We start from the raw sequence: 17962 nt of genomic DNA, 5'->3' as shown, positions 1-17962 counted from the left end.
ACTACATCCCGGTGCGTTGCCAGATCGCGGTGAGCGCGGAAACGGGGTCGGTGTCGGGCGGTGCCGCCGGCCACCATTGGCCGTCGTCGTCCTGGAGGTAGGGGTACCAGCGGGCGTCGGGCCCCAGGCGCAGCTGGATGCCGTGGTCGGGGAGGGTGAGGCGGTTGCGCCAGGCCCTGAGGCGGACGGGGGTGTCGGTCATCTCGGCGAGGGCCGTGGTCAGGGCGATACGGGCTGCGGTCATCGCTGACGGTTCCGGGCTGTGGGGCTGTTCGACGACGGTGATGCCGGTGGGGCCGCCGTGGCGCCATGCGCGGGTGAGACGGGCAAAAGCGGTGGGGTTGGCGCCGGTGTTCTGGACCAGGCTGTGGAACCACTCAGGGCCGGGGCCGCTCGCGGCGATGCGTACGGTGTCCTGGTGCTGGGTCAGGTGCAGGGTGGTGGCGTCGCCCGACAGCAGCCGTGCCGCGCGTGCTGAGACATCGGTCATCAGGCGCTCCAGGTCGGCGCCGGCGAGGCCGCTGCCGGTCGGTGGGGGGACCGGCAGCGCGGCGTCGTGGGCGGACGGTTCGGGCAGGTCGGGCCACCCCGGGGCGTGCTCGGCCAGGGCGGTCCACGCGGCGTAGGCGCCGGCCGCGTGGACACCGGGTGGAGCGGGCGGGGCGTCCGTGGTCCGGCCCGCCGTCCGGCGTGCGCGCAGTTCTGCGAGGACGTCGTCCCGTCCACGGCCCCGCAGCGCGAACAGCACGAACGGGTCGTCGTCGATGGTGGCGGCGATGGCGTAGCAGAGCGCGGCAGCATGTTTGCAGGGATGGCCCCAGTCGGGGCAGGAGCATTCGGGGTCGAGCTCGGTGGGTTGCGGGAGGAGGGGGACGCCGGCGTGGCGGGCGTCGTCGATGAGCTCTGCGGGCATCTCACCGTCGAGGAGTGCCGCGAGATGCCCGGCTCGAGCCGCGATGGCGTCGAGAAGGGTGTGCCACTGGGCGTCGGTGAGGACGGGCAGGTGGACGGCGGAGCGGTACGGGCGCGGACGGCTGCCCTGGACAGCGGCCTTGACCTGGCCGGGGGCGATGGTGACCGCGCCGACCATGTCCTTGCGGGCGTAGGTGCGTCCGCGTGACAGCCGCCCCGAGTCCAGGGTGGAGTCCTCCAGGGCCGTCACCCACGCCTGGCCCCACCACGTCGCCGCGAAGGCACGCCTGCCGCGGCCGGGTGCACGGCGAGGCCCGGGGACGGACGGGCTCATGACTGCCTCCCCAGTGCGACGAGTTCGGCGAGGTCGGCGTCGGACAGTTCGGTCAGAGTGGCCTCGCCTGATCCGACGACGGCGTCGGCGAGCGCCCGCTTGGATTCCAGCAGCTTCGCCACCCTGTCCTCCACGGTGCCCTCGGCGATGAGCTTGTGGACCTGGACGGGCTTGTCCTGGCCGATGCGGTAGGCGCGGTCGGTGGCCTGGTCCTCGACAGCGGGGTTCCACCAGCGGTCGTAGTGCACGACATGGGTGGCGCGGGTGAGGCCGAGGCCGGTGCCGGCCGCCTTCAACGACAGCAGGAACACCGGCACTTCGCCTCGCTGGAAGCGTTCCACCATCTCCTCGCGTGCGGTGACGGGCGTGCCGCCGTGCAGGAAGAGGGTGGGGATGGCTCGTTCCGCGAGATGTCTCTCCAGCAGAGCCGCCATCTGCTTGTACTGGGTGAAGACCAGTACCGACTCGCCCTCGGCGGTGATGGTGTCGACGAGTTCGTCGAGCAGGTCGAGTTTGCCCGAGCGGCCGTGCAGGGGTGTGGACTGGCGCAAGTACTGGGCGGGGTGGTTGCAGATCTGCTTCAGCGCGGTGAGGAGTTTGAGGATCAGTCCGCGGCGGGCGATGCCGTCGGCTTCGGCGATCTTCGCCATGGTCTCGCGGACCACCGCCTCGTACAGGCTCGCCTGCTCGGCGGTGAGCGGGACGACGCGGTCGGTCTCGGTCTTGGCGGGCAGTTCGGGTGCGATGCCCGGGTCGGACTTCCGACGGCGCAGCAGGAACGGGCGGACGAGGAGGGACAGCCGTTCGGCGGCCTGCGGGTCCTCGCCCGACTCGATCGCGCGGGCGTGGCGGTCGCGGAAGGCGGCGAGGGGGCCGAGGAGTCCGGGGGTGGTCCAGTCGAGGAGCGCCCACAGTTCGGAGAGGTTGTTCTCCACAGGGGTACCGGTGAGGGCGACGCGGGCGCGGGCGGGCAGGGAGCGCAGTTCGCGGGCGGTGACGGCGTAAGGGTTCTTGACGTGCTGGGCCTCGTCGGCGGCGATCAGCGACCAGGCGCTCTCGGCGAGGGCATCGCGGTCGCGGCGCAGGACACCGTAGGTGACCAGGACGATCTCGTCCCCGGCCAGGTCCTTCAGGTGGCGGCCGCCGCCGTGGTAGCGGCGCACGGCGGTGGTGGGCGCGAACCGGGCGGCCTCGCGCTGCCAGTTGCCGAGCAGGGAGGTGGGGCAGACGACGAGGGTGGGGCCTGCGGTGGCGGGGTCGGCCTGCCGGTGCAGATGCAGGGCGAGCAGGGTGATGGTCTTGCCCAGGCCCATGTCGTCGGCGAGACAGCCGCCGAGGCCGAGCTCGCACATCTCCGCCAGCCAGGCCAGACCCCGCTTCTGGTAGTCGCGCAGCGTGGCCTTCAGAGCGGCGGGCTGGGTGGCGGGAGTACGGGACTCGGGTTCACGGATACGGGCGACGAGGTCGCCGAGCACCCCGACCGCAGCACAGGTGATCGTCTCCCCGTCCCGCTCCACCTCGCCGGTCAGCGCGGCACCCAGGGCCTCCATGGGAGTGAGCGATTCCATCCGGCGGCGTCGGGCGCGGGCCACCAGCTTCGGGTCGGCGACCACCCACTGGTCGCGCAGCCTGACGAGGGGACGGCGTGCCTCGGCGAGGACATCCATCTCGGCCTCGGTGAGCGGCTCACCGCCGAGCGAGAGCTGCCAACGGAAGTCGAGGAGGGCGTCGGCGTCGAGCAGACCACCGGCACGGGAGCCGGGCGCGGTGCGCTGCCCGATCTCGGCAGTCGCGCTGAGCGCCTTGACCAGCTCGCGCGGCCAGTGCACGTCGATACCGGCGGCGCGCAGCGTGTCGGTGGCGTCGCCCAGCAGGTCGAACGCCTCCTCGTCGGTCAGCCGCAGCTGGTCCGGAGCGGCGTCCTTCAGCAGCCGGTCGAGCGGACGCCAGACGCGGGCGCCTCGGCGCAGTGCGAGCAGCGTCTCGGTCTCGGCGCGAGGGCCTAGGAGGCGCTCGGTCTCGGACGGCTCGTTCCACAGCCGTGCGGCCTCTACGACGACCGCCGGATCCGCCGCGGTGTGCAACTGCAGAACGGCCCGGAACTGCCGGCGCCGCCCCTCGGGCAGGTCGACACGCAGCGAGACGCCGACGTCGGCGGTGAACGCGGCGGCGGTCTCCTCGGCCCACTCGCGCAGGACGGGCACGGCACGCGCCTCGCGCCAGGCGTACGGCAGCGCCCCCATCGCGAGCGGCGCGGCCGGAGTACGGACCAGGTCGTCCGCGACCGCGTCGCAGAACTGGCGTACCAGCGCGACCGGTTCCGCGATGCGCAGTGGAGCCGGGCCGGGTTCGGGCAGGCAGTGGGCGTGGGGTGGGAAGGCGGTGCCGAGGGCGTCCAGCGTCTGCCGCTGTACGGCGGTGAGGGGACCCGCCTGCCACGTGTCGTAGCCGGCGTCGGTGAGGGCCGGATGGAGACGGCCGTCGGCGAGCAGCCGCAGCGCGAAGCGGGAGGCGGCTTGCCAGGCCGCGGCGGACGGATGCGCCGGCCGGGCGTCGGCCAGGGCGGCGACAGCGACGGCGGCGGGCAGCCCATAGCCCTCGACTCTGCGGCGCCGGACCGACCGGCCGTGCGGCAGCACCAGTTCCACCGACTCGGATTCGATGCCCTCGAGCACTGTGCCATCTGCCGCCGCTGCCCCGGTGGGCTTCCAGAGCAGCAGCCGTCCGAGGCGGGCGGGTTCGCCGGGCAGGAACACCGCCGCCCAGCCGCCGTCGAGCAGGGCGACCGCGAAGGCGGTTGCCTCCGGTGTGGCGAGCGGTGGCGTGATCCTCGTGCTGGTGCGTGGTTCTCGTACGACGACCCGTGCCACGCCCATTCGCCCCATCGTGTTCCAGGCGGCCCTCACCGCGTCCCGCTCACCGGGCAGGCCCAGCATGGCGGCTCGGCGCAGCCTTGCTCAAACCCGGATGTCGAAGGCTGTTCCCTTTCGGCAAGCATGGCCCCGGTGTGGCTGGCAGTGGGTATGGTGCGCTCGCGTGCGGACGTGTGGCGAGCGACACGACCCGGGGCGCATATCGCAGTATGCTCGGGTCATGGCGGACACCACGCGTATCACTGTGACGCTGCCGAGCGAGCAGGTCGCCGAGCTCAGGAAGCTCACCGACAACGTCTCCGGCTATGTCGCCGAGGCGGTGGCACGGCAACTGCGGCACCAACTGCTCGGTGCCGACCTGCAGCGTCACCAGGAGGAGCACGGGGCCTTCACCGAGGAGGAGTTGGTGGAGGCGCGCTCCAGGATCTTTGGGACGACGGGTACGGGCGGATCGGCCAGCGCGGCGTGAAAGAGCATGTCGAGACGGTCGTACTGGACTCCCAGGGGCTTTCCGCCTGGATCGCCCAGGACCGCAAGATCCTCGCGATGTTCCAGGTGTTCCATGCCGTGGGTGCCGATTTCGTCATCGGCGCCCACACCATCGTGGAAGTCAGCCATGCGCGGGTGAACATGCCTCGGCTGCGGTGGGCGCTCTCCCGAGTCAAGGTCGAGCCGGTGACCGAGGATGCGGCGAAGGCATCCGCGGAACTGCTCAAAGCCGCCGGTCTGCACGGCCACAAGTACGCGATCGACGCGACCGTGGCCGAGGTGGCCCTGCGTCAGCCGGGGCCGGTGGTCATGCTGACCTCCGACGTCGACGACATGGCCCGGTTGTGCGGCGACCGGGTCCGGCTCATCGGCATCTGAGCGGGGCAGCTGTGACAGCTGACCGAAGGAAATCTTCGCAGGTCAGGCTGCGATAGGCGAAAAAGCCTTGACTGAGGTGACCAGGGTGCCCAGACGCAGCCGGTCGGTGACCCCGGCGGCGGCGGTCAGCGTGGGGACGGCACCGAACCAGGGGCCGTCCCGGAAGGTGCGCCAGGACAGGTGGTCGTAGGTGTAGGCGGTGTGGAAGCCGAGCTGCTCCGCGCGTTGCCATGCCTCGCGGCTCCCCTCGTGCCAGCGGCGGTACGGGAGGATCACGGTGCTCAGACGCAGACTCATGGCACTGAGCGTATGCGTCCGGAGGTGTTTGACGTGAAACCGTCACGGACGGTCATCGCACCCGCCCGCTCAGCCACGGGCTGAGGTTGATCACCGGCATCCACTCCCGGTGCGTACGGTCGCCCGGCAGCGGCACGATCAGGAAGTAGCCCGGCGGGAAGCGGCGGCCCTTGACGTAGGCCCGGTCGCCGAAGACGGAGCGGAGGAAGGCGGGTACGTCGTCGCGTGCCACGTCGGGGCACTCCACGCCCTCGACCTCGATCAGCGCGTCGTCGTCCGGGTAGAGCCGCACGCTCACCCGGGGAACTCCACCGAACTCGACGAACGCCTCGTGCGGCAGGGAGCCGTCCGGGTCGGTGGTGACGCCGACGCCCGCGGCGGTGCGGCGGGAGGTCCGGTCGGCGCCGATGTCGTGCGTGACCTCGATCGCGCGCCCGTATTCGCCGGCGAGGGCATGCAGGGCGGTGACGGCGGACTCCGTGGAAGGGGAATGGTCCATACCACTGATGATGGCGGACGGACGGTCAGTGCTGCTCGGGAAATCGCAGGTACTCGGGTGGCACGGCTTTGGTGAGCCACACGCCGTTGGCGCTGACGTGGAAGACATGGCCGTCGCGGTGCATGGCGCCGGTGTCGACGGACAGCACCACCGGGCGGCCCCGGCGGGCGCCGACGCGGGTGGCCGTCTCCCGGTCGGCCGAGAGGTGCACGTCGTGCCGGTTCATGGCCCGCAGGCCCTCGGCGCGGATCGCGTCCAGGTGGCGGGCCACGGTCCCGTGGTAGAGGTACGGCGGTGGGGCGGCCGGGGCCAGTCCGAGGTCCACCTCGATGCTGTGGCCCTGGCTGGCGCGGATCCGGGTGCCGTCGATCGCGAAGCGCCGCTTGTCGTTGGCGGCGACGACGTGGTCCAGTTCCTCACGGGTGAACCGGAACCCGTGTGCGGCGGCCGCGGCGATCAGCGTGTCGATCTCGACCCAGCCGGCCTCGTCGAGACTGAGCCCGATCCGCGCGGGCTGGTGGCGCAGATGCTTGGACAGGTACTTCGACACCTTCACGGTGCGTCTTTCATCCATCCGATCAGGATGACGGGGGAGACGCGCGTCACGCATTTTGTTTTGCCGTCGAGGTTTGATCCACAACCAACTGTAGTTATCCACAGGCTACTTGGCGGTTCTGTGGACAACTCCCCGACATGTCAGCCCTCTTCGTCAAGATCGTCAGGGGGCACCGCATTTGACGTGAGCGCATCCAACGCCCTTGCCCTCACCTCCCGTTCAGCCGCCAGCCCGACGAACTCGGCCGCCCGCTCCGCCCCAACCAGCCGCTCCACCTCCCGCATTGTCTCCTCGGAGACGGGCACGGAACGTGACATCGGACGGGTCGGCGCGGGCTCCTCGCTCCCGAGGTGCCGCCGCAGCTGCCGTACCGCCAACAAACGCATCGCCCGGGCGAGTTCGGCGTCCACGGTCTGCTGCGCGAGGGGCCGCAGCCGTCGTACCAGCGAGGCCGCCGCCGCTGCTTCCGCGTCGCTGGGCCGGTGCGGTCCTTCGAGGTAGCGGGCGAAGACGTGCTCGGTGGTGAACTCCAGGAAACGCGCGGCGATGTGCTCGACCTGCCCCCTCAACTCCCGCAGGTGTCCCGAGATCGCGGTCAGGGGCACACCCGCCGCGTGCAACTCGACGGCCACGGCGAGCTCTTGGGGGCTCGGCACGAGGAAGGAGTCGTCGTCGCCGGGCACGGGCTCCAGCACGCCCAGCTCCACGGCCTCGGCGACCGCCGCGTCGTCGGAGGTGCCGCCGAACCGCTCCTCCAGCTCGGCACGCGAGATCCGTACCGCCTCCTCGTCGGTCCACGGACCGTCGACCTCGGCGACCAGCCCGAGCACCCCGCCGAGCCCGCGGCCCGCGTCCCAGGCCTCCAGCAGCTCCTTGATGGACGCCAGGGTGTACCCCCGGTCGAGTAGGCCGGCGATCTGACGCAGGCGCGCGAGATGGGCGCCGGAGTAGAGGTTGGCGCGGCCACGGCGTTCGGGGCGGGGGAGCAGGCCGCGGTCCTGGTAGGCGCGGATGGTGCGGACGGTGGCGCCGCTGAGGTGGGCCAGGTCCTCTATCCGGTACGAGGGAGTGGCGGCCGGAGCGTGTCCCGCGGAGGTCTCGGCCCGGTGGGTGGGGCCGGGGCCTTCCGCCGACTCGCTCACGCCGCCCCCCTCGCCGCCGGTGACCGCTTCAGATACTCCACGGCCCGGCTCAACGACCCTTCCCGGGAGGGGTGGTACGACCTGCGCAGGTACCGCGGCACCGCCGCCCCCAGCTCCCGCCAGGCGGGCAGGAGGCCCTTGCGTATCGCCCTGTCGTGCTCGGCGAGCGAATAGCGCACGCGTCCCGCGAGCTGGGGGTCGTGGCGTATCAGGTAGGCCGTCCCCCACACCCACAGGCCGAGCATCACCGGCGCGGTGACGGCCATGCCGGTGACGCGGCGGGCGTACCGGGGTGCGCCGGTGCCACCGCAGTGCTGGTACATGTCGAAGGCGACCGCGCGGTGTTCGACCTCCTCCGCCCCGTGCCAGCGCAGCAGGTCGAGCATGACCTCGTCGGCCCCGGCCCGGTCCAGGCCCTCGGCGGACAGGACCCAGTCGCCGAGCACCGCCGTGAACTGCTCGATCGCCGCGACGACCGCGAGCCGGAAGCGCAGCCACTCGCGCGGCGATATCGGCGCCCCGAGCGGCGGACGTTCCCCGAGGAGCCGTTCGAAGAGGAGGTCGACGTATCGGGTGAAGTCCGCGGTGTCGAGCCGCTGGGCGGTCAGATGGTCCAGGACGTGGGTGTGCTGGACGCTGTGGGTGGCCTCCTGGCCCATGAACCCCTTGACCTCGGCGAGCAGTTCGGGGTCGCGGACCAGGGGGAGGGCTTCCTTGAAGACCTTCACGAACCACCGCTCCCCCGCAGGGAGCAGCAGATGCAGCACGTTGATGACGTGGGTCGCGGTCGGTTCGCCGGGGATCCAGTGCAGCGGGGTGCGCGACCAGTCGAAGGCCACTCTGCGGGGTGCGATCCGGTGGCTCACAGCGGTGGCTCCAGCCGTGCGATCGCCCGCAGCGCGCCGGGCGCGAGACGGGACAGCAGACGGGCGCCGCGGGCTTCGGGTGTCACCGGGACCACGGCCTCGTTGCGCACGACCGCCCGCAGGATCGCGTCGGCGACCTTCTCCGGCGGGTAGTTCCGCAGCCCGTACAGCCGGGCGGTCCGCTTCTGGCGTCGCTTCTCCTCCTCGGCGTCGACCCCGGCGAAGCGCGCGGTGGAGGTGATGTTGGTGTTCACGAAGCCGGGGCATATCGCGCTCACGCCGATGCCCTGGCCGGCCAGCTCCGCGCGCAGGCACTCGCTCAGCATCAGCACGGCGGCCTTGGAGGTGCCGTAGGCGGACAGTGCCTTGGAGGGCTGGTACGCCGCCGCCGACGCGGTGTTGACGATGTGGCCGCCCTGTCCGCGCTCGGTCATCTGCCTGCCGAAGAGCCGGCAGCCGTGGATCACGCCCCACAGGTTGACGTCGAGGACCTTCTTCCAGTCCTCGGGGGTGGTGTCGAAGAAGGAACCGCCCAGGCCGATACCGGCGTTGTTCACCAGGACGTCGACCACGCCGTACTCGGCGGCGACCTTGGCCGCGAGCTTCTCCATGGCCTGCTCGTCGGAGACGTCGACCGTCTCGGCCCAGCTGCGCGGGGCGCCGAGCAGGCGGGACAGTTCGGCGGTGCGGGCGGCGGCCTCGGCGTCCCGGTCGACGGCCACCACGCGTGCCCCGGCCTCGGCGAAGGCGAACGCGGTGGCCCGGCCGATGCCGCTGCCGGCGCCGGTGACCAGGACGAGCTGCCCGCCGAACCGGTCGGCGTACTTCCCGGTGGCCGGTGACGCGTCCGGCCGTCCGCCCTCGACGGACGTCACGAACTCCGTGATCCAGGCGGCCAGTCGGTCGGGCCGGGTGCGGGGGATCCAGTGCTTGGCCGGGAGCGTGCGCCGGGTCAACTGGGGGACCCACCGGTCGAGGTCGTCGTAGAGCGTCTCGGACAGGAACGCGTCGTCCAGGGGCGTGATGAGCTGCACGGGCGCGTGCGCGTACGCGTCCCGGCGGGGGCGGCGCAGCCGGGGGCGGATGTTGTCGCGGTACAGCCAGGCTCCGTGGGCCGCGTCCCTGGGCAGGGAGGCGGTCGGGTAGGTGCCGCGGGGGATCTTCTCAGCGCGTTCCAGCAGGCGGGGCCAGTGTGTGCCGAGGGGGCCGCGCCAGGCGAGTTCGGGCAGTCTGGGGGTGTGCAGGGCGTACACGTACCAGGACTTGGCGCCCTGGCCCACGAGCTGGGCGACCCGGCGGGGGGTGGGCCGCCGCAGGCGCTTGTCGATCCAGAGGCCGAGGTGGTCGAGAGAGGGTCCGGACATCGAGGTGAAGGAGGCGACGCGGCCTTCGGTGCGCCGGACGGTGACGAACTCCCAGGCCTGCACCGAGCCCCAGTCGTGCCCGACCAGGTGCACCGGCCGGTCGGGGCTGACCGCGTCGATGACGGCGAGGAAGTCGTCCGTCAGCTTCTCCAGGGTGAAGCCGCCGCGCAGCGGCCGCGGTGCGGTGGAGCGGCCGTGGCCGCGGACGTCGTAGAGGACGACGTGGAAGCGCTCGGCGAGGCGGGGCGCGACCTCGGACCACACCTCCTTGCTGTCCGGGTAGCCGTGGATCAGGACGACCGTCGGGGCCGACGGGTCGCCGAGTTCGGCGACGCACAGCTCGATCCCGCCGGTCCGCACCCGGCGCTCGCGCGCATCTCGCAGCACTGTCACTTCTCCTCCGCCCAGCGCCGCACGTGCGGCAGATCGTCGTCCAGCCAGAAGGCGCTCTGCTCGGGGTCCCGGGAGTCGGTGACGACCAGGATCTCCTCGAACTTCGCGCCCGTACCGCGGAACCCCAGATGGGGTTCGACCGCCCACAGGCCCGGCCGGGGCGGGTGGTCGGAGAAGCGGTACCGCGACCACAGCGGCGACCAGCCCTCGCGGTGGCCGTGCAGGGCGTCGGCGGCCAGGCCCTTCAGGGACTGGGTCCCGAATCCGAAGAGATGCGGTGACCAGCGGCGCTCCCGGACCCGGTCGACCTTGTGCGCGATCACGCCGAAGGGGTAGGCGCGGTGCCGGTTGGCGTATCCCTGGCGGACCATGAGGCGGTCCACGTCCTCGTAGATCTCCCGCAGCGGGCGTCGCTCGCGCACCTCGCGGAGGATGAGCTCGCGGTGCGCCTCAAGGTCGGCCATCAGCCGGTCCTGCACGGGGTTGATGCCGAGGGAGCCCGAGTAGCCGATGTCGGCCGTGAAGCCCTCGTACACCGGGGCCATGTCCAGGATGAACGGCATGCCCGGCTCAAGGCGGCGGTCGGTGGGGAAGAACTGGAGCGGTACGCGGAAGTTCACGAACGCCGTGCGGTCGCCGAACCAGGCGAAGGGGAGGTGGAACCAGTCCTTCACCCCGCGCTCGCGCAGCCACACGCGCTGCATCCGCGCCGCCTCGCGCTCGGTGACGCCCGGCTCCAGCCGTGCCGCGACGGCCTCCGCGCAGGCGTACGCGAGCTGTTGGACCCGCCTGAACCCGCTCAGTTCCACGGAGAGTTCGCTGTTCACTGCCGTCGCCATGCCGCCCCGTCCCCATCGACTGCGGTACGTGCCCGTAACTTGACACTGGCGAATGTGACAGTAGTTAGAGGCGACGTCAATAGGGGGGTTCGGGCTGTGGAAAACCCGGCCTGTGGAAAACCGGGGCGGGCGTAACTCTCAGGCAGGGCATCCCCTAGGGCCCCGTACATCTGGAGTCTGATACCAAGACGGCTCTGTGGGGTGACGACCGGCGTGGCCCAGGTCACTACCGTCGACGACGTGACTGTGATCGCGACCGAAAGCCTGAGCAAGCGGTTCCCCCGGGTGACCGCGCTTGACCGGCTCTCCGTGGACGTCGGGCCCGGTGTGACCGGACTCGTCGGAGCCAATGGAGCCGGCAAGTCCACACTGATCAAGATCCTTCTGGGTCTGTCCCCCGCCACCGAGGGCCGCGCCGAGGTGCTCGGCCTCGATGTCGCCACCAAGGGCGGAGACATCCGCGAGCGCGTCGGCTACATGCCGGAACACGACTGCCTGCCGCCCGACGTCTCGGCCACCGAGTTCGTCGTGCACATGGCCCGGATGTCCGGCCTGCCGCCCACCGCCGCCCGCGAACGCACCGCGGACACCCTGCGCCATGTCGGGCTGTACGAGGAGCGCTACCGGCCCATCGGCGGCTACTCCACCGGCATGAAGCAGCGCGTCAAGCTCGCGCAGGCCCTCGTCCACGACCCCCAGCTGGTCTTCCTGGACGAGCCGACCAACGGCCTCGACCCGGTCGGCCGCGACGAGATGCTCGGCCTCATCCGCCGTATCTACACCGACTTCGGCATCTCGGTCCTGGTCACCTCGCACCTGCTGGGCGAGTTGGAGCGCACCTGCGACCACGTGGTCGTCGTCGACGGAGGCAAGCTCCTGCGCTCCAGCTCCACCACCGACTTCACCCAGACCACGACGACCATCGCGATCGAGGTCACCGACACCGACGCGCACCCCGACGGCACCCGCGCGGTGCGCGACGCGCTCCACGCGCGCGGGGTGGAGCTCCTGGAGGGCGGCGCGGGCCTGCCGGGCGCCGGCCATGTGCTGCTGCTGACGGCGCAGGGCGAGGAGACCTACGACCTGGTACGGGACGTGGTCGCCGACCTCGGCATCGGCCTGGTGCGCATGGAACAGCGCCGGCACCACATCTCCGAGGTCTTCACGGACGGCGACGCCCAGCAGGACACACAGCGGAAGGAGGCGGTCGGCCATGGCGGTTGAGCACCCCGCAGCGACATCCCCGGGTGACCAGACCCGCATCCACAACATCGGCTACCGCGCCTACGACGGCCCCCGGCTGGGCCGCTCGTACGCCACGCGTTCGCTGTACTCGCAGTCCCTGCGCGGCGCCTACGGCCTCGGCCGCTCGGTGAAGTCCAAGGTGCTGCCGATGCTGCTGTTCGTGGTGATGTGCGTGCCCGCGGCCATCATGGTCGCCGTCGCGGTCGCCACCAAGGCCAAGGACCTGCCCGTCGACTACACGCGCTACGCGGTCATCATGCAGGCCGTCATCAGCCTCTACGTCGCCTCGCAGGCACCCCAGTCCGTCTCGCGCGACCTGCGCTTCAAGACCGTTCCGCTGTACTTCTCGCGGCCGATCGAGACCGCCGACTACGTCCGCGCGAAGTTCGCGGCCCTGGCCTCGGCGCTGTTCATCCTCACCGCGGCCCCGCTGGTCGTGCTCTACGCGGGCGCCCTGCTGGCCAAGCTGGACTTCGCCGACCAGACCAAGGGATTCGCGCAAGGACTGGTGTCCGTGGCCCTGCTCTCGCTGCTCTTCGCCGGCCTCGGCCTGGTCATCGCCTCGGTCACCCCGCGCCGCGGCTTCGGCATCGCGGCCGTGATCGCCGTCCTGACCATCACCTACGGCGCCGTCTCCACTCTCCAGGCCATCGCCGACGCGCAGGACGCCGGCGACTCCATCGCCTGGATGGGCCTCTTCTCGCCCATCACGCTCATCGACGGACTCCAGTCCGCGTTCCTCGGCGCCACCTCGGCGTTCCCGGGCGGGGTCGGACCGACGAACGGGGAGGGCGTGGTCTACGTCCTCGTCACCCTCGGCCTGATCGCCGCCTGCTACGGCCTGCTGATGCGCCGCTACCGAAAGGTCGGACTGTGACCACGCTCACCATCGACCACGTCTCGCGCTGGTTCGGCAACGTGGTCGCCGTCAACGACATCACCATGACGATCGGCCCCGGCGTCACCGGCCTCCTCGGCCCCAACGGCGCCGGAAAGTCCACCCTCATCAACATGATGGGCGGCTTCCTCGCCCCCTCCACCGGCACCGTCACGCTCGACGGACAGCCGGTGTGGCGCAACGAGGAGATCTACAAGCACATCGGCATCGTCCCCGAGCGCGAGGCGATGTACGACTTCCTCACCGGCCGCGAATTCGTCGTCGCCAACGCCGAGTTGCACGGCCTGGGTGCCAAGGCCGCCCAGAAGGCGCTGGCCACGGTCGAGATGGAGTACGCCCAGGACCGCAAGATCCAGACGTACTCCAAGGGCATGCGCCAGCGCGTAAAGATGGCCAGCGCGCTCGTCCACGAGCCGTCGCTGCTCCTGCTCGACGAGCCCTTCAACGGCATGGACCCGCGCCAGCGCATGCAGCTCATGGACCTGCTGCGGCGCATGGGCGACGAGGGCCGCACGGTGCTGTTCTCGTCCCACATCCTCGAAGAGGTCGAGCAACTCGCCCGCCACATCGAGGTGGTCGTCGCCGGACGGCACGCGGCCAGCGGCGACTTCCGCCGGATCCGCCGCCTGATGACCGACCGCCCGCACCGCTACCTGGTGCGCTCCAGCGACGACCGCGCCCTCGCGGCCGCGCTGATCGCCGACCCGTCGACGGCCGGCATCGAAGTGGACCTCGCCGAGGGCGCGTTGCGCATCCAGGCCGTCGACTTCGGCCGCTTCACCGCCCTGTTGCCGAAGGTCGCCCGCGACCACGGCATCCGGCTGCTCACGGTCTCGCCGTCCGACGAGTCCCTTGAATCCGTGTTCTCTTATCTGGTCGCGGCGTAGGAGGCCACACGATGTACGACCCCACAGTCGCCCGACTCACCTACCGGGCCCTGCTCGGTCGCCGCCGGGCCCTCATCCTGGGCGCGCTGCCCGTCCTGCTGATCGTGATCGCGGTCATCGTCCGCGCCCTGGTCGGCGCCGACGACCAGACGACGGCCGACCTGCTGGGCGGGCTCGCGCTCGCCACCATGGTGCCGATCATCGGTGTCATCGCCGGCACGGGCGCGATCGGCCCGGAGATCGACGACGGCTCGGTGGTGTACCTGCTGTCCAAGCCGATCAAGCGGCCCACGATCATCTTCACCAAGCTGATCGTCGCGATCGGCGTGACGATGGTGTTCTCCGCGGTGCCGACCCTGATCGCGGGCCTCATCCTCAACGGCAACGGCCAGCAGATCGCCGTCGCCTACACGGTGGCCGCGCTGGTCGCCTCCATCGCGTACGCGGCGCTCTTCCTGCTGCTGGGCACGGTGTCGCGGCACGCGGTGGTGTTCGGGCTGGTCTACGCGCTCGTCTGGGAGGCCCTGTTCGGCTCCCTGGTGGCCGGGGCCCGCACCCTCAGCGTCCAGCAGTGGTCGCTGGCCGTGGCCCACAAGGTCGCGGGCGGGGACCTGGTGACCTCGGACGTCGGGCTGACGACGGCCACCGTCCTGCTCGTCGTGGTGACCGTGCTGGCCACCTGGTACGCGGGGCAGAAGCTGCGGTCGCTGACCCTGGCGGGTGAGGAGTAGGGGCCGACAGGTCAGGAGCGGATCCCGCGCTTATTGACGGGGGCTTCACCTCCGTCCGGGCACACTGGACAAACGGGGACGCACGGGAAGGTACGGCCAGGAGGACGGGGATGACGGACGAGACAGCACAGCACGACGGTCGTGGCCGCTCCGAGGACGGGTGGGACGACCTCGTCCTGGACGAGGACTTCATACGCTCCGCCGACACCTCCGAGCCGTCCGCCCGGGCCCGTATGCTCGCCGCCCGCTGGCGCGGCCAGGAACCCGAGCCGCAGCCCTGGCGCTCCGACGAGCCGCCCGCCGGGTGGTTCTTCAGCAAGGGGCGTCGTCGCAGGTGGCGGCGGCGCTGAGGCGGGTACCGCGACCGCTGAGGCGGGTACTACGGCCGATTAATTCGGTGGCGTCCAAGTCGGCGTACAGGCACGATGGTTGTGTCCACGACGCCGGATCGAACCGGCGCCAGGTTCTGGGAGAGGAGCGGGGCGATGCCCATGCACGGCAGTACGTCCAGCTCCCTTCAGGGCAGCCCGCGGCGGGCTCCGGAGTAGTTACCCCTCCATGGAGCCCACCGCACGGGGAGCTGCCCGGGGCGGCCGCTTCGAGCACGCGAATCGCACTCGCGTGGGCCGCCCACCCGGAGGATTGGCCGAGTGGTAAGGCACCGGTTTGCACTGTGTTTGATCAGGAGCAGCCGTGGTCGGGTCGAAAGGCCCGCGCACGTTCGATCCGTGCATCCTCCGCGAGACGTTGTCACTGGGACTTGGCGTCACTGGGACTTGGCCGGGCTTCCCGGCCGGGTACGTCGAGAGCGGATTGAGGCGATCTGCGGCGGCTTCACCTGGCTCGGCGGGCACGCCGATGTGTGGGCGGCGTTCGGACGCCGGTCACTGCGCGGCGGTGCCGACCGCCGCGGCCGTCAGCAGATCAAGCCCGCTCTCAGCCCAGCATCCGTTCCAGGACCACGGCGATCCCGTCCTCGTCGTTGGCCCCGGTCACCTCGTCGGCGACGGCCTTGAGGTCGGTGTGGGCGTTGCCCATGGCGACGCCGTAGGAGGACCAGGCGAACATCGGGAGGTCGTTGGGCATATCGCCGAAGGCGATGGTGTCGGCGGCCTTGAGGCCGAGACGGCGAGCGGCGAGGGAGAGACCCGTGGCCTTGGAGAGGCCGAGGGGGAGGAGCTCGACGATGCCCTCGCCGGCCATGGTGACGGAGACGAAGCCGCCCGCGGTCCGGCCGGCCACCTCGGCGAGCTCGTCGTCCGTGAGGGTCGGATGCTGGATGTAGATCTTGTTCAGCGGGGCGGCCCAGAGATCGGCCACGTCCGTGAGGGGGGTGGAGGGGAGCGCGCCGACGACCGAGTACCCGGCCCCGACCAGCACCTCGCCGTCCAGCCCGTCGCGGCTCGCCGCGAGGAACAGCGGCCCGACCTCCGCCTCGATCTTGGCCAGCGCCACTCCGGCCAGCTGCCGGTCCAGGGTCACCGACGTCAGCAGGCGGTCCTCGCCGACGTGGTACACCTGCGCGCCCTGGCCGCAGACCGCGAGGCCCTGGTAGCCCAGGTCCTCCAGGACCGGGCGGGTCCACGGGGCCGAGCGGCCCGTGACCACGATGTGCGCGGCACCCGCCGCGGTGGCCGCGGCGAGTGCCTCGCGGGTGCGTTCCGAGACCGACTGGTCGGACCGCAGAAGCGTTCCGTCGAGGTCGGTCGCGACGAGCTGGTAGGGGAAGGCCGTACTTCCCCGGAGAGGCGTACTCACTTGGCGACGGGCTCCAGGATCTCCCGGCCGCCCAGGTAGGGGCGCAGCACCTCGGGGACCCGGACGGAGCCGTCGGCCTGCTGGTGGTTCTCCAGGATCGCCACGATCGTGCGCGGTACGGCGCACAGCGTGCCGTTGAGCGTCGCCAGCGGCTTGACCTGCTTGCCGTCACGGACGCGGATCGACAGCCGGCGGGACTGGAACTCGGTGCAGTCCGAGGTCGAGGTCAGCTCGCGGTACTTGCCCTGGGTCGGGATCCACGCCTCGCAGTCGAACTTGCGCGCGGCCGAGGAGCCCAGGTCGCCCGAGGCGACGTCGATGACCCGGAACGGCAGCTCCAGGGAGGTCAGCCACTGCTTCTCCCACTCCAGCAGGCGCTGGTGCTCGGCCTGCGAGTCGGCCGGGTCGACGTAGGAGAACATCTCGACCTTGTCGAACTGGTGCACGCGGAAGATGCCCCGGGTGTCCTTGCCGTGCGAGCCGGCCTCGCGGCGGAAGCAGGGCGAGAAACCGGCGTAGCGCAGCGGCAGCCGGTCGGCGTCGATGATCTCGTCCATGTGGTACGCGGCGAGCGGGACCTCGGAGGTGCCGACCAGGTAGAGGTCGTCCTTGTCGAGGTGGTAGACGTCCTGGGCCGCCTGGCCGAGGAAGCCGGTGCCGGCCATGGACTGCGGGCGGACCAGCGCGGGCGTCAGCATCGGCGTGAAGCCGGCCGCGGTGGCCTGCGCGATCGCCGCGTTGACGAGCGCCAGCTCCAGGAGCGCGCCCACGCCCGTCAGGAAGTAGAAGCGCGAGCCCGAGACCTTGGCACCGCGCTCGACGTCGATCGCGCCGAGGATCGTGCCGAGCTCCAGGTGGTCCTTGGGCTCGAAGCCCTCGGCGCCGAAGTCGCGGATCGTGCCGTGCGTCTCCAGCGTGGTGAAGTCCTCCTCGCCGCCGACGGGCACGTCGGGGTGGACGAGGTTGCTCAGCTGGAGCAGGAGCTCCTTGGTCTCGGCGTCGGCCGCGTCGCGCTCGGCGTCGGCGGCCTTGACGTCGGCGGCGAGCTGCCCCGCCTTCTTCAGCAGCTCGGCCTTCTCGTCCCCGGAGGCCTTGGGGATCAGCTTGCCGAGCTGCTTCTGCTCGGCGCGCAGCTCGTCGAAGCGGACGCCGGACGACCTGCGCCGCTCGTCGGCGGACAGGAGGGAGTCGACGAGCGCGACGTCCTCTCCACGGGCGCGCTGGGACGCGCGCACACGGTCGGGGTCCTCACGGAGCAGGCGAAGGTCAATCACGGGGCCAAGGCTACCGGTGCGCGGTCACGCGTCTCGACTCACTATTGCGGAACGTGCCTTACGTTCTGTTATGAGGCAATTGCCCTAAGTGTTCCAGCGTGTCAATAAAGCGCGTCTCGCTCCCTGGAACGGGGCACGTGCGGGGCGTCTGGTTGACTCGATTCCCTTGTGTGGAAGGGGACTTGAGGTCCGACTGTCCACAGGAATCCACACCCCGGGAAAAGTTA

The 17962-nt window shown here is 71.1% G+C and carries 17 protein-coding genes, 1 tRNA gene and 1 pseudogene; 8 read left to right on the top strand and 11 right to left on the bottom strand.

The window, feature by feature from the left end; translation table 11 throughout:
- Window position 1 precedes the first annotated feature (1 nt).
- Window positions 2-1246 carry an SWIM zinc finger family protein gene (locus tag K4B79_RS18290; RefSeq protein WP_232027792.1) on the bottom strand — a complete coding sequence of 415 codons (1245 nt, stop codon included), beginning with the start codon at window positions 1244-1246 and terminating at the stop codon, window positions 2-4.
- A complete protein-coding gene (locus tag K4B79_RS18285; protein WP_232027790.1) occupies window positions 1243-4122 on the bottom strand; it encodes a DEAD/DEAH box helicase in 2880 nt (959 codons plus the stop codon). Before K4B79_RS18285 ends, K4B79_RS18290 begins: the two co-directional genes overlap by 4 nt.
- Window positions 4123-4339: 217 nt before the next feature.
- Here K4B79_RS18285 and K4B79_RS18280 point away from each other — a divergent pair, with 217 nt between their 5' ends.
- Together K4B79_RS18280 and K4B79_RS18275 are read left to right on the top strand one after the other, a co-directional pair.
- Window positions 4340-4588 carry a type II toxin-antitoxin system CcdA family antitoxin gene (locus tag K4B79_RS18280; RefSeq protein ID WP_232027788.1) on the top strand — a complete coding sequence of 83 codons (249 nt, stop codon included), beginning with the start codon at window positions 4340-4342 and terminating at the stop codon, window positions 4586-4588.
- Complete coding sequence (locus K4B79_RS18275) at window positions 4585-4986, top strand: DNA-binding protein (RefSeq protein ID WP_232027786.1); 402 nt, start codon at window positions 4585-4587, stop codon at window positions 4984-4986. Before K4B79_RS18280 ends, K4B79_RS18275 begins: the two co-directional genes overlap by 4 nt.
- A gap of 51 nt (window positions 4987-5037) precedes the next feature.
- Here the strand turns inward: K4B79_RS18275 and K4B79_RS18270 are convergent.
- The 7 genes and pseudogenes from K4B79_RS18270 to K4B79_RS18240 form a co-directional block, all read right to left on the bottom strand.
- Window positions 5038-5283: pseudogene (locus K4B79_RS18270) on the bottom strand (LLM class flavin-dependent oxidoreductase); the annotation flags it as partial.
- 52 nt (window positions 5284-5335) lie between these two features.
- The gene (locus K4B79_RS18265; protein ID WP_232027784.1) at window positions 5336-5782 is read right to left on the bottom strand and encodes a hypothetical protein; all 447 of its coding nucleotides are present in this window, start codon (window positions 5780-5782) and stop codon (window positions 5336-5338) included.
- Window positions 5783-5807: 25 nt separating this feature from the next.
- Complete coding sequence (locus K4B79_RS18260) at window positions 5808-6356, bottom strand: RNA 2'-phosphotransferase (protein WP_232027782.1); 549 nt, start codon at window positions 6354-6356, stop codon at window positions 5808-5810.
- A 122-nt stretch (window positions 6357-6478) separates the two neighbouring features.
- Window positions 6479-7393 (bottom strand): MerR family transcriptional regulator, encoded by a 915-nt coding sequence (locus tag K4B79_RS18255; protein ID WP_232028333.1) that lies wholly within the window; start codon window positions 7391-7393, stop codon window positions 6479-6481.
- An 83-nt stretch (window positions 7394-7476) separates the two neighbouring features.
- Complete coding sequence (locus tag K4B79_RS18250) at window positions 7477-8346, bottom strand: metal-dependent hydrolase (protein WP_232027781.1); 870 nt, start codon at window positions 8344-8346, stop codon at window positions 7477-7479.
- Window positions 8343-10103: an SDR family oxidoreductase gene (locus tag K4B79_RS18245; protein WP_232027780.1), complete on the bottom strand. Its 1761-nt coding sequence runs from the start codon at window positions 10101-10103 to the stop codon at window positions 8343-8345. Before K4B79_RS18245 ends, K4B79_RS18250 begins: the two co-directional genes overlap by 4 nt.
- Entirely contained in the window at window positions 10100-10942 is an 843-nt protein-coding gene (locus tag K4B79_RS18240; RefSeq protein WP_232027779.1) for a M24 family metallopeptidase, read from the bottom strand. The genes K4B79_RS18245 and K4B79_RS18240 overlap by 4 nt, the downstream gene beginning before the upstream one ends.
- 246 nt (window positions 10943-11188) lie before the next feature.
- Between K4B79_RS18240 and K4B79_RS18235 the strand changes: the two genes are divergently transcribed.
- The 6 genes from K4B79_RS18235 (at window position 11189) to K4B79_RS18210 (ending at window position 15443) form a co-directional block, all read left to right on the top strand.
- Window positions 11189-12166, top strand: a complete 978-nt coding sequence (locus K4B79_RS18235; RefSeq protein WP_232028332.1) for an ABC transporter ATP-binding protein — start codon at window positions 11189-11191, stop codon at window positions 12164-12166.
- Window positions 12156-13064 (top strand): ABC transporter permease, encoded by a 909-nt coding sequence (locus K4B79_RS18230; protein ID WP_232027778.1) that lies wholly within the window; start codon window positions 12156-12158, stop codon window positions 13062-13064. Before K4B79_RS18235 ends, K4B79_RS18230 begins: the two co-directional genes overlap by 11 nt.
- Window positions 13061-13972: an ABC transporter ATP-binding protein gene (locus tag K4B79_RS18225; RefSeq protein WP_232027777.1), complete on the top strand. Its 912-nt coding sequence runs from the start codon at window positions 13061-13063 to the stop codon at window positions 13970-13972. Before K4B79_RS18230 ends, K4B79_RS18225 begins: the two co-directional genes overlap by 4 nt.
- Window positions 13973-13983: 11 nt before the next feature.
- Window positions 13984-14703, top strand: coding sequence for an ABC transporter permease (locus K4B79_RS18220; RefSeq protein WP_232027776.1), 720 nt, complete (start codon window positions 13984-13986; stop codon window positions 14701-14703).
- Between the two features lie 110 nt (window positions 14704-14813).
- On the top strand, window positions 14814-15053 hold the full coding sequence (locus tag K4B79_RS18215; RefSeq protein WP_232027775.1) for an SGM_3592 family protein: 240 nt from the start codon (window positions 14814-14816) through the stop codon (window positions 15051-15053).
- Window positions 15054-15339: 286 nt separating this feature from the next.
- Window positions 15340-15443, top strand: a tRNA-OTHER gene (locus tag K4B79_RS18210).
- Between the two features lie 196 nt (window positions 15444-15639).
- On the opposite strand, the gene K4B79_RS18205 is transcribed toward K4B79_RS18210, so the two are convergent.
- Both K4B79_RS18205 and serS read right to left on the bottom strand, forming a co-directional pair.
- The gene (locus tag K4B79_RS18205; RefSeq protein ID WP_232027774.1) at window positions 15640-16461 is read right to left on the bottom strand and encodes an HAD family hydrolase; all 822 of its coding nucleotides are present in this window, start codon (window positions 16459-16461) and stop codon (window positions 15640-15642) included.
- On the bottom strand, window positions 16458-17735 hold the full coding sequence (gene serS, locus K4B79_RS18200; protein WP_232027773.1) for a serine--tRNA ligase: 1278 nt from the start codon (window positions 17733-17735) through the stop codon (window positions 16458-16460). The genes K4B79_RS18205 and serS overlap by 4 nt, the downstream gene beginning before the upstream one ends.
- Window positions 17736-17962: the final 227 nt, after the last annotated feature.

It is taken from the genome of Streptomyces lincolnensis (assembly GCF_021173675.1).
In the GTDB taxonomy this organism is placed as follows: Bacteria; Actinomycetota; Actinomycetes; order Streptomycetales; family Streptomycetaceae; genus Streptomyces; species Streptomyces lincolnensis_B.
Note: the sequence above shows the minus strand (reverse complement) of the source record. Positions and strands in the feature narration are given on the sequence as shown.